Here is an 11,677-nt window from a genome sequence, read left to right on the forward strand (position 1 = left end):
GCCCCCGTTTCATAAACGACGGCCCCGTGATTCGAAGTCGGTGTCGTGAAGCGCCGCTCCGGTGAGGACGCACAAGAAACCACCAGCAAGGCGAGCGGGATAAGGGAAATGAATCGAATTCCGGTCACGTGATGTCCGCATATGCTAACCTGTCACTCCCTTTCCTTAGCCCGGATTGGTGAAAGGTGCGTAACCATGTTGTGGTCCAGCGTACCCGAAAATCGTGCTGCAGCTGCGAGCAAGACTGCCCGCGACTGATGCAACACGCGGATGGCATCCGTCGCTCGTCGCAAATCCGTCTCATTTCATCTCGGATCGAGCGAACATCATTTCGGGATCATTAGAGTTTTGAAACCTTGCCGTCAGGTTTTTGGGAATCCGGCGGGTCAACCTTGGAGGGGACAATATGAAAACCATTCTGACGGCCAGCACGAGTGCGCTGGCCCTTCTCGTCGGTGTCACCAGTTTTGGCGCACCGGCGTTCGCCCAGGATGACGACACCGAAGACACGATTGTCATCACCGGTTCGCGCATTGTCAGGGACCCCAATCTGGTCGCTCCGCAACCGGTCCAGTCCGTATCGGGCGATGACGTCGTCCTGTCGGGTGACATTTCGATTGCCGACGTGGTCAACGATTTGCCGGCCCTGCTCGGCTCGAACACGACCGCCGACAACGCCAATGCCGGTGTGGGTGTCCAGGGCGCGGCCACGCTCAATCTGAGAAATCTCGGCACCAACCGGACCCTGGTCCTGGTGGATGGCCGCCGCCATGTGTCCGGTCAGGCCGGGACAGCCGCCGTTGACGTCAACACCATTCCGTCCGCCCTCGTCGAGCGCGTGGAAGTGCTCTCCGGCGGTGCGTCGGCGGTCTATGGCGCTGACGCTGTGACGGGTGTGGTCAACTTCATCCTCAAGGATGATTTCGAAGGCACCGACACGCGCGCCCAGTTCGGCATTTCCGATGATGGCGATGCCCAGAACTTCACCCTGCAGACGACCTGGGGCGAGAATTTCGACGAAGGTCGGGGTAATTTCACTCTCAGCTTCGCCGCCGAACGCTCTGAAGGCATTTATGCCGGTGACCGGGATCATACCCGGGGTGACAGAGCAGCATCGGACTGGCCGAACCCGGTCCTCTTCATTCAGCAGGCCGACATCGATCAGTATGGAATCGACCAGATTCTGCTGGGAGACCAGATTTCCGATCATTGCGGCGTAGGCTCCCTGCCCGCCGGCGCTGAAACCGCCCTTTGTGACCGGATCGCCGGCGCTGCGCCGCGCGCCATCATGGAGTATCCGCGATTCAACCTGTCCAACTATGGCGCCCTGATCGGGGTTGACTGGTTCGGCTGGACCTTCCTCGCAGATTATCCGAACGATCCGAACTCCGGCCTGAATTTTGGGGCGGACGGCACGATTTTCGACTTCAACAATAACGGCATCGATGACTGTCTGGAGACGATCAACGGTACCCAGCTGCAGCGCTTCGGCGGATATGCCGGCTGTCACGTCGTGCGCTCTCCCGGTGCCGATGCCGACGTCTTCCAGGATGGCTTGATTGCGGGTACGCAAAACGCCTTTGGCGGTGACGGAACCGGCTCCGGCCGAGACCTGCGCTCGATCACGCCGAATGATGAGCGCTTCACCGTCAACTTCACCACACGCTATGACGTCACGCCGGATCATCGCTTCTACCTGGAAGCCAAGTTCTCGCACTCGGAAACCACCACGAACAACTCGCAGGCTGTCGGCGGCTTCTTCGACTCCTGGGTGATCGAGTGGGACAACCCGTACATCCCGACCAATCTGCGCAATGCGATCACGACCTTCGTGAATGACAATCCGGGCTATACCACGCTTGAGGACGTCAACATTCTCGTGGGTCGGGACATGACCGATCTGGGCCGCGCCCTCAGCATCACCGAGCGCCAGACCATGCGGCTCGTGACCGGCTTCGAAGGCGATCTGGGCGATAGCGCGTTCAGCTATGACGTCTATCTCAACTATGGTCGCACCGACATCGACTCCACCCAGGAAGGTCAGCTGCTGATCGACCGCCTGTATGCGGCCGCCGACGCCGTGGTGGATCCGGGCAGTGGTGACATTGTTTGCCGGTCCGAAATCGATCCCTCGACGCCGCCGATCGGTTCCTTCCTGTCCAGTGCGGGCTACTGGTCCGGCTACAACACCTTCACGCCGGGTCAGGGGAATTGTGTTCCGGTGAACATCTTCGGTGTCGGCGCTCCGACGCAGGAGGCGATCGACTGGTTCACCACGACCACGAACCGTAGCCGGACGCTGGAACAGACCATGCTGTCCGGTGTCATCTTCGGTGACACGTCCGACTTCTTCGAACTGCCCTATGGCCCGATCGGTCTGGCCTTCGGCGCGGAATACCGTGAGGAAGACAGTGAGTTCAATCCGGACCCGCTGGAAAGCCCGAACGGGGCCGCATCGACCAGCTCGCTGATCTTCCCGGTCAACGCGCCGGTGAACCCGGTTGTCGGTGGCTTCGACGTCACCGACGTCTTCGCCGAGTTCTCGGCGCCGCTGCTGATCGGTGTGCCCTTCTTCGAGGAACTGACCCTGGAAGGCGCCTACCGCTATTCCGACTATTCCACGCTGGGTGGCGCGGAAAGCTGGAACCTGCGCGGTGGCTGGGCGCCGTATTCGGATCTGCGCCTGCGCGGGACCGTGTCCCAGACCGTGCGGGCCCCGAATGTGAACGAGCTGTTCTCACCGCTCACCTCGACCACCGCCCGTCCTCTGGATCCCTGTGATGCCGGCAATATCAATAACGGCACCGCCAACCGGGTCGCCAATTGTGCCGCGGACGGTATTCCGGTCGGCTGGACAGACCCCCTCACCGCCCGCGTCGGCGGGTTTACCGGGGGTAATCCGGACCTCGATGTCGAAACGGCCGATACGGTGACGCTGGGCTTCGTATTCGAGCCGAGCTTCCTGCCGGGCCTGTCGATCACGGCGGACTACTACACGATCGAGATCCAGGATGGGATCGCGGCTGTGGGCCTGCAGGAAATCCTGGAAGCCTGCTATGACAGCTCCGGTTTCCCGAACCAGTTCTGTGGCCAGTTCGAACGTGACCGCACGACGGGTTCGCCGACCTTCCTGGGTCTGTCGAGCTTCACCACAGGCCAGCTGAACTTCGCCGGTATCGAGACCGAAGGTTATGACTACCAGGTCTCCTACACGTTCGACTTCGGTGACCTGATGGAGAGCATGCAGGATTGGGGTTCCATGGAACTCTCCGTGCTGGGCAACCATGTCGAGCGCCTGGAGCGCTATGAAGACCCGACCGATCCGAGCATCGTCAACGATCTTCTCTATGAAGGGGGCCAGCCGGCAGACAGCTATGTGCTGAATGCGCGCTGGATGACGGATCGCCTGACCCTGAACTGGCAGGCCTCCTATTGGGGTGAATTCCTGTCCTTCACGCCGCGGATCGAGATCGAGACAGCCGACCAATTCACCAATGCGTGGACGAGTGACCTGTGGCGTCACGACATCTCCGGCTCCTACCAGGTCAATGACCGGGTGATGTTCTATGGCGGCATCAACAATGTGTTCGAGGAAGAGCCGATCACCGGTTCCATCTCCTACCCTGTTGGCGCTGTCGGCCGGACCTTCTTCTTCGGCATCAATGTCTCGACGGGATCGATTGCCGGCCGTTTCTAGGCCAGGTCCCCGACAGAAGAATGGCGAAGGCCGGGCCCGCACGGGTCCGGCCTTTTACTGTCTGCAAGCGCAGTCACCCGCTTGCGCGACAGGGGCTTTGCCCGCTATTGGCTAGTCATCCGGAGGGGTGGCAGAGTGGTCGATTGCGGCGGTCTTGAAAACCGTTGAACCGCGAGGTTCCGGGGGTTCGAATCCCTCCCCCTCCGCCACATCCGGCAAATCACCGATTGCAGTTGGCAGTACAACGCAACCTGCTAAGCTTGGCGCTCGCTAGCAATGAGGAGTGCCAACGTGAAACGAGTCGCTACAGGAATTCTGGTGGCCCTGACCGCCCTCTCCCTGACTGCCTGCAACACGATCCGTGGTGTCGGCCAGGATCTCGAACGGGCCGGCGAGACGGTCCAGGACAGCACGGACTAGGCGCTGCTGCCGAAAGCGTGACAGGCCGCGCGGCACGTCCTAACCGGACCGCGCGGCCGTTTGCTGCCCAAGTCCACCAATCCGACCCCCCAGCCGGCGTTCGAAGCTCCGGATCAAGGCCTCCCACAGCCCGTCCTTCAGCACGGCGCCTTCAACATCCTGATCGAGATTGGGGTTGTCATTGATCTCGATGACAAACACGCCCCGGTCATTCTGCTTGAGATCGATTCCGTAGAGCCCGCTACCGATGAGCCGGGCTGCGCGCACGGCGGTTTCGATGACCTCGGCGGGCGCGTCTGCAACCGCCAACGTGGCCGATCCCCCTTCCTTCACCTTGCCATCCGCACCGTGCTTGATGATCTGCCAGTGTCCACGAGCCATTTTGTACTGACAGGCGAACAGCGGCTCACCATCCAGAACGCCCACGCGCCAGTCATAGGCGGTCGGCATGTATTCCTGGGCAATGATCAGCGCCGTATCCTTGAACAAGGCCCGAGCGCGATCCCGCAGCTCCAGTTCGGTTGCGACCTTGTGGACCGAGCGTGAGAAGGAGCCATCGGGGGCCTTCAGCACGACGGGCGTCCCCAGACGCTCCATCAGCCCGTCCAGAGGCTGGGATTCATCGAGTACTTCGGATTGCGGCATGGGCACACCGCCTTGCTCCAGCAATTCCTTCAGGAAAACCTTGTTGGTGCAGCGGATCATGGAGGCGGTGTCGTCAATGACGGGCATGCCCTCCTGCTCGGCCCGGCGGGCGAAGCGGTAAGTGTAATTGTCGATCGCCGTGGTCGCCCGGATGAAGAGCGCGTCGTATTCCGCAACGCTGGCCAGGTCGCCCGGCCCCAGGGGTGCAACTTCCACACCCATGCGGGCCGCCACCTGGGCGAGACGTTTCAGACTGGCCGGGCTAGACGGCGGCAGGGTTTCGGACGGATCGGTCAGTACCGCCAGCGACCAGCGGGCCGGTGTCTTTGCGCGGGCTTCGGACCAGGCGCGCCGGGTATGCCTGTCCAGCGCAGCGACAAACAGGCGTCGGGCTTCGCCCTTCAACGCGTTCGGTGCCAGCGGTCGGATGCGGCTGATCCGCAGGCTGTCGGGCTCCAGCCGGATCTCCAAAACAGGCACCCGGAACCAGTCAAAAACCAGACGGGCGAATTTCTTGAGGGCCGGAATGTCACTTTGTCCCAAAGCCACGAGAAAACGGGCTCCCGGCTCCAGTGCTGCGTGAGCCTCCCGGGCCAGAACGGCATTCAGCTCCGGCAGGGCCTGGGCGTAGAGCGTCTTGCCCGACAGTTCGACCATGGTCTGGGCGCTGGGAATGATCCGGTGTCCCCGCGCCTCAGCGAGGAGCGAGGCGTAATAGCCTTCCGACTGGTAGGCGTAGGATCGCGCCAGATTGATGATATTGGGTCGGCGGCCGGTAAACAGGCGCGGATTGGCCAGATAATCCCGTACGCGCAGCACTTTGTGCGGCGTTTCGTGTTGGGCCAGATCGGACGAATTTTCAACGAGAATGAGCCAGTCGCTCACAATGGGTCGGTCTCCTGTCTATACGCGTCCTGCGCCGTGACCGATCGTTCGTATCGCAGGGCCGTTTCCCCGTCCTCGTAATAGGAGCAATGGCGGGAAAGCAAGCGAAATCCCGACCGCTCATAAAGCTTTCGCGCGGGCAGGTTTGACTCGCGCACTTCCAGTCTCACGGCCCGGCATCCGGCTTTGCCTGCTGCGCCCAGAACGGTATCGATCAGGGCTGATCCAAGCCCCGACCCCTGGAATCCGTCACGGACCGCCAGCGAATAGAGCCGGGCGATGCGCGCCCCTTTGCGGAAGCACAGCGCCGCGTAGCCGGCGGCCTGTCCGTCGCGGCTGGCCAGCCAGAAACGGGTTCGACCACCGGCCAGCATGCGGCGCAGATTGCGGCGCGCGAACCGGTCCAGCGGAAAGCTCTCGCGTTCGATCACGTCAATGCTGTCCAGATCATCCCGGCCGGCCAGACGGATCATGACCGGTGTGCTCAGTTGGCCCATTTGACGGCATAGAGATCAAAACGGCGATCGCGCAGATTGCGCACCGTGCCCTCCAGACGCGCCCAATCCAGATCCGTCAGATCGAGGTCGGCAATGGACACGGTCTCGACATTCTCGGTGCACTCCTCGGCAATCCCGTCACGGGCAAAGGGGAAGTCACACGGGGTCAGGATGCAGGACTTGGCATACTGGATATCCATGTTTTCCACACCCGGCAGATTTCCCACATTCCCGGCCATCACGACATAGCACTGGTTTTCAATCGCCCGGGCCTGGGAGCAATAGCGCACCCGCATATAGCCCTGCCGGTTATCCGTGCAGAAGGGCACAAAGAGCAGTTTGGCCCCGGCATCCACCAGCTTGCGGGCCAGTTCGGGGAATTCGCTGTCATAGCAGATCAGCACGCCGATCGGGCCGCAATCGGTCGGAATGGTGATGATCTCGTCGCCGCCCCGGATGTTCCACCAATGGCGTTCCGAGGGGGTCGGATGGATCTTCTCCTGGGCATGGACCGAACCGTCGCGCAGGAAGACATAGGCGACATTCTGGATCTCGCCATCATCGGTGCGGGTCGGGTGTGAGCCCCCAATGATGTTGATATTGTAGCTGATCGCCAGCTGACGCATGGCATCGACAAAGCGCGGCGTGTATTCGGTCAGGCGTTCGATCGACTGCGCCGGGGTGAGCGGCGTTTCTTCCAGGGACAGCAGGGCCAGGGTGAAGAGTTCCGGGAACACCACGAAGTCGGATCGATAGTCCGAGGTCACATCGACGAAGTATTCGATGTTTGACATGAACTCCTCGAAACTCGAGACACGGCGCTGCTGGAACTGCACCGTCGCGACCCGCACGACTTCCTTGGAACCTTTCGTGGGGTGGTCATCGCGGTTGCGTTCCACTGCGTAGGGGTTTCGCCACACCATGTGGGTGGCATAGCCGCCGGATTCCCGGTCATCCGGCATATAGCCCTTCAGGACACCCAGTGGTTCGTATCCCATCCGAGTCTGGAAGCGAATGACAGGATCACTGACTTCCTGGGCCATCACGGCTTCGAGATAAGCTTGTGGACTCGCATATTGCTTGCGGCGGCGGCGCCAGTTCGGCATCCGACCACCGAACACGATGCCCTTCAGCTCATAGCGCTCCGCCAACTCCTTGCGCGCATCATAGAGACGCTGTCCGATCCGCAGACGACGGCGATCGGGATCGACGCAGATCTCCATGCCGTAAAGCCACTCGCCCCGCGGATTATGCCGCGACGCATAACCATTGCCGGTGATCTCGCTCCAGGTGTGGGGGCTGAGGGCATCCGCTTCGTCGATCAGGAAAGAGGCCGCATAGCCAACGATCTCGTCCTCATACTCGACCACGACCTGACCATCGGGAAAATTGATGATCTGGCCCTGGATCATGCTTTCGGAATAGGCCCCCATTTCCAGGTAGACCTTGCCGCTCAGGGCGACGATTCCCGGTATGTCGGCGAGTTCTGCCTGGCGGACGTGCAAGGCAGGGCGAGAAGCTTGGCGAGGCATGTCAGGATCCATTCCGCTGTACCAGTCAGCAGATGGTCATATCACCTTTAACGTCAAGGGATTTGCCCCGTACGACGCGCATCGGATTATCCGGTCGGCAGCTAGCGGATCGCGTTGGCCGCCTCGGTGACCTGCCGGGTCGAATCCTCGGCCGTCCGCGTCGCCTGGGCAATATCCTCGATGGCCAAGGTGATCTTGGACACATTCTCCGCCGCATCCTGCATGTTGTGGCTGATATCCTTGGTCACGGCGGTCTGCTCCTCCACCGCTGATGCAATGGAGGCTGCAATGGAATCAATCTTTCCGATCACGCCGGTGATCAGGCTGATCGCGTCCACCGCTTCGCTGGAAGTTCCCTGGACATTCTGGATCTGTTTGGAAATGTCCTCGATCGCCTTGGAGGTCTGGCTGGCCAGTCCCTTCACTTCATTGGCCACGACCGCAAACCCTTTGCCGGCCTCGCCGGCCCGGGAGGCCTCGATCGTGGCATTGAGCGCCAGAAGATTGGTCTGGTCGGCAATGGAATTGATCAATTCGACAATATGGCCGATCGCGAGGGTCGCTTCGGACAGGCCCGACATGATCTGCGAGGTGCGCTCGGATTCCGTCACGGCTTCACGCGCGATGGTCAGCGCTTCACTGGCACTGCGGGAGATCTCGGCAAAGGAGGCCGCCAATTCTTCCGCGCCCGCAGCAACGGACTGGACATTCGTCGCCGTCCCGTTGGCATCCTCGACCGCGGCTGAGGCCTGGCTGTTGGACTGGATGACGGCAGCCGACACGTTCTGGAGTCCGGAATAGATTTCTGTCTGCGCACTTTCACGGGCTTTGCGGCGTTTCGCGATGGCCGTGATATCCGTCGCAACCTTCACGACCTTCACGGGTTTTCCGTTCAGGTCGAAGACCGGATTATAGCTGGCTTGGAGCCAGACTTCTTCGCCGGACCGGGTAAAGCGCTGGAACTCGCCTGCCTGGAATTCGCCGGCGCCCAGCTTGGCCCAGAAGTCCTTGTACTCTTGGGACTTGGCGTAGTCCGGATCGCAGAAACGGGAATGGTGCTCGCCCACGGCCTCGTCCTTGCGATACCCCATGAAATCCAGGAAATTCTGGTTGGCCTTCAGGACATTGCCCTTGAGGTCGAATTCGATCACGCACTGGGAGGCGTTGATCGCTGTGACCTGGCTCTCATAGTCAAAGCGCTGAAGCCGCTTCTCCGTGACATCCGTGGCCAGCTTCATGACGCGCTCGACCTTGCCGTTCGCTTTGAAAATCGGGGAGTAGGTCGCTTCGATCCAGACTTCCCGACCGTTCTTGCCAAAGCGTCGGAACTCAGCCGCCTGCAGATCTCCCTTGCGGAGGTCTTCCCAGAATTTCCGGTATTCCGGACTGGCCGCATAACGGTCGGTCAGGAACATCTTGTGGTGCTGGCCGATCACTTCTTCGGCGGAATAACCCATGGCCTCGAGAAAATTCTGGTTGGCCGAGAGGATGTATCCGGTGGGATCAAACTCGATCACGGCATAGGCCCGGTCAATGGCCTCCAAACGAGGATTGGAAGTCCGGAAGTTGGGAAGCATGTAAATCTCCTGCTTCAGTCGTCACCCGGCTAGGACGGGGCAGTCATCAATGCAACCTCAAGGTATCTAATTATGGTTAACACCAGCCTTCCGGAATGGTGGCCTTATAAAATATAATAACGCCCGCTCTCGGCACTCTGACGGGCCATCACAAAACCGTCGGCCCTACAGACACATGGCGAAAACGCCCTAAGATGTAAGGGGTCAAGCGATGGAAGGCCTTTACCCATGTTCATCAAACGATCCCGGTCCTGGCAGGGCCGAGAAGCGGATGTCACACCGCACAATCTGTATCTGGACCGCCGCCGGATCATGCAGGCCGGTGGCGCCCTGGCGCTCACGGGTCTGGTCGGTTGTGGCAGTTCGGAAAGCCAGGCCGAGAACACGGCTGCCAGCAATACGACCCTGGCGAATTCCACGACCCAGCCGGAGAGCTCCGCTTCCGGCCTGCAATACCGGGAGACGGCCTATCAGGTCAGCGATCCGCAAACCCCGTATGACGCGGTCACCGGTTACAACAATTTCTATGAGTTCGGCACCAGCAAGGATGATCCGGCCCGCTATGCCCACCGAATGAGTGTCACGCCCTGGTCGATCGAAGTGGAGGGCCATGCTGCCCGGACCGGCACTTTCGATCTGGAAGACGTGATCGACTATAACGCGCTGGAAGAACGGATCTATCGCCTGCGTTGCGTCGAGGCCTGGTCCATGGTGATCCCCTGGATCGGCGTGCCCCTGGCCGATGTCCTGCGCCGCTTCGAACCCACCTCCGATGCCCGCTACGTGGCCTTCGAGACCTATCTCAACCGGTCCGAAATGCGTGGCACGCGATTCCCGGTGCTGGACTGGCCCTATGTGGAAGGCCTGCGCATGGACGAGGCCATGAATGAGCTCGCCTTCCTGGCGGTCGGTCTTTATGGCGATCTTCTGCCCAACCAGAACGGGGCGCCCGTCCGGCTGGTTGTACCCTGGAAATACGGCTACAAGTCCATCAAATCGATCACGAAAATCCGCTTCGTGTCTGAACAGCCGCCGACCTCCTGGAACATCGCGGCTCCGAATGAGTATGGCTTCTACTCCAACGTGAATCCGAACCGGGCTCATCCGCGCTGGAGCCAAGCGAGTGAACGCGTGATCGGCGGCAGTCTCTTTTCCCGCCGCGATACCGAAATGTTCAACGGCTATGGCGAACAGGTCGCTGACCTTTACGCCGGCATGGACCTGATCGAGAACCACTGACCATGGCGCGCAATGCATTCCTGCGGGTGGTCGGCCAGCACTGGCTGAAACCCCTTACCTTCTGGCTGCTCGCCCTGCCGGGCCTCTGGCTGCTCTGGCAATGGGTGCTGCTGCTCACCGGCATGCCGCATGCGCTGGGCTTCAACCCGATCGAGACGACACACCGATTTCTCGGCGACACGGCGATCCGGATCCTGCTGATCACCCTCGCCATCACGCCGTTCAGGGACCTCACCCGCTGGCTGCCCATCATGAAGGTCCGGCGCCGCATCGGCCTGGCCGCCTTCTGGTATGCGCTGGCGCATGTCCTGGCCTATCTGGGATTGGACCTGTTCATCGCGGCCGGGATGAGTGTGTCCGGCGCTCTGGCCGGACTGTGGGAAGACGTCGCCGAGCGTATCTATATCACGCTGGGCATGATCGCCTTCATCCTGTTGATCCCCCTCGCCGTGACCAGCTTCAACGCGATGATCCGGTTAATGGGTCCGCGACCTTGGCAGCAATTGCACTGGCTGGTCTATCCGCTCGCCATCATCGCTGTGCTTCACCACGGCTTCATGGCCAAGGGGAACCAGATCATGCCCTGGGTGCATGGCGGTATTCTGGCCCTGCTGCTGGGCTACCGGCTGGTCCGGACGCTGCGCAAAAGATCACAGGCCAAGGCCATGGCGTCCTGACGCTTCAGGATCAGAAGCGTCAAACAAGACAGCCAGACCAGGCAGGCGGCCACGAACAGGCCGCCGCCATCCTGGTTGGGGTCGATGCCCAACGGCGTGAACAGGTGGAAATTCACAGCCCCGGTCATGATCGCCAGGCCCAGTGCACTGGCCAGGACCTGGAGGCGTTTCAGGGATGGAATGAAGCCCAACAGGAACAGCGCCGACGCCACCAGTTCCGCAGAGCCGATCACATACTGGCTGAACAGGCCGGTCGGTCCGAACAGGCCGGCCGCGCCCCAGCTGGCTGCCCAGGCGTCCAGCAAGCCGAAAATGACCTGGGTTTCGGGCGCGTCAGTGAATTTGTAGCGCAGCGAATCCAGGAAAATCGCGCAGATGAAAAGCGGCAGGCCGATATGGATGATCCGGCTGATCCAGACACGCATGACTAAACTCCCTCGCTGACGGGGCTTGCAGGCGCCCCATGTTCGCTTTCGCCAATATGCGTTATCAGCGTCACGAACCAGTC

Annotated in this window: 9 protein-coding genes and 1 tRNA gene; 5 read left to right on the top strand and 5 right to left on the bottom strand. The window is 60.9% G+C overall.

The features are described from left to right. Positions 1 to 406 precede the first annotated feature (406 nt). The 3 genes from FCS99_RS01445 to FCS99_RS01455 all read left to right on the top strand — a co-directional run bounded on the left by FCS99_RS01445 (position 407) and on the right by FCS99_RS01455 (position 4,117). Positions 407 to 3,697: a TonB-dependent receptor domain-containing protein gene (locus FCS99_RS01445; protein ID WP_138509815.1), complete on the top strand. Its 3,291-nt coding sequence runs from the start codon at positions 407 to 409 to the stop codon at positions 3,695 to 3,697. 121 nt (positions 3,698 to 3,818) lie between these two features. Continuing rightward, a tRNA-Ser gene (locus FCS99_RS01450) sits at positions 3,819 to 3,906 on the top strand. 82 nt (positions 3,907 to 3,988) lie between these two features. Beyond that, positions 3,989 to 4,117 (top strand): entericidin A/B family lipoprotein, encoded by a 129-nt coding sequence (locus tag FCS99_RS01455; protein WP_233352613.1) that lies wholly within the window; start codon positions 3,989 to 3,991, stop codon positions 4,115 to 4,117. 39 nt (positions 4,118 to 4,156) lie between these two features. Here FCS99_RS01455 and FCS99_RS01460 read toward each other — a convergent pair whose 3' ends face one another. The 4 genes from FCS99_RS01460 to FCS99_RS01475 form a co-directional block, all read right to left on the bottom strand. Then, on the bottom strand, positions 4,157 to 5,647 hold the full coding sequence (locus FCS99_RS01460) for a RimK family protein (RefSeq protein ID WP_138509820.1): 1,491 nt from the start codon (positions 5,645 to 5,647) through the stop codon (positions 4,157 to 4,159). Next, positions 5,644 to 6,120: a GNAT family N-acetyltransferase gene (locus tag FCS99_RS01465; RefSeq protein WP_171036199.1), complete on the bottom strand. Its 477-nt coding sequence runs from the start codon at positions 6,118 to 6,120 to the stop codon at positions 5,644 to 5,646. The genes FCS99_RS01460 and FCS99_RS01465 overlap by 4 nt, the downstream gene beginning before the upstream one ends. Before the next feature lie 11 nt (positions 6,121 to 6,131). Beyond that, complete coding sequence (locus tag FCS99_RS01470) at positions 6,132 to 7,676, bottom strand: bifunctional GNAT family N-acetyltransferase/carbon-nitrogen hydrolase family protein (RefSeq protein ID WP_138509824.1); 1,545 nt, start codon at positions 7,674 to 7,676, stop codon at positions 6,132 to 6,134. A gap of 101 nt (positions 7,677 to 7,777) precedes the next feature. Continuing rightward, entirely contained in the window at positions 7,778 to 9,253 is a 1,476-nt protein-coding gene (locus FCS99_RS01475; RefSeq protein WP_138509826.1) for a methyl-accepting chemotaxis protein, read from the bottom strand. A 228-nt stretch (positions 9,254 to 9,481) separates the two neighbouring features. On the opposite strand from FCS99_RS01475, the gene msrP reads away from it, so the two are divergent. Further along, a complete protein-coding gene (gene msrP, locus FCS99_RS01480; RefSeq protein WP_138509828.1) occupies positions 9,482 to 10,492 on the top strand; it encodes a protein-methionine-sulfoxide reductase catalytic subunit MsrP in 1,011 nt (336 codons plus the stop codon). A gap of 2 nt (positions 10,493 to 10,494) precedes the next feature. Continuing rightward, positions 10,495 to 11,169 (top strand): protein-methionine-sulfoxide reductase heme-binding subunit MsrQ, encoded by a 675-nt coding sequence (locus FCS99_RS01485; protein WP_138509830.1) that lies wholly within the window; start codon positions 10,495 to 10,497, stop codon positions 11,167 to 11,169. Here FCS99_RS01485 and FCS99_RS01490 read toward each other — a convergent pair. Then, positions 11,112 to 11,594 (bottom strand): hypothetical protein, encoded by a 483-nt coding sequence (locus FCS99_RS01490; protein ID WP_138509832.1) that lies wholly within the window; start codon positions 11,592 to 11,594, stop codon positions 11,112 to 11,114. The two genes, FCS99_RS01485 and FCS99_RS01490, sit on opposite strands and share 58 nt — an antisense overlap. Positions 11,595 to 11,677: the final 83 nt, after the last annotated feature.

Origin of the sequence: Maricaulis alexandrii, assembly GCF_005871165.1 — a bacterium.
Taxonomy (GTDB): Bacteria; Pseudomonadota; Alphaproteobacteria; order Caulobacterales; family Maricaulaceae; genus Maricaulis; species Maricaulis alexandrii.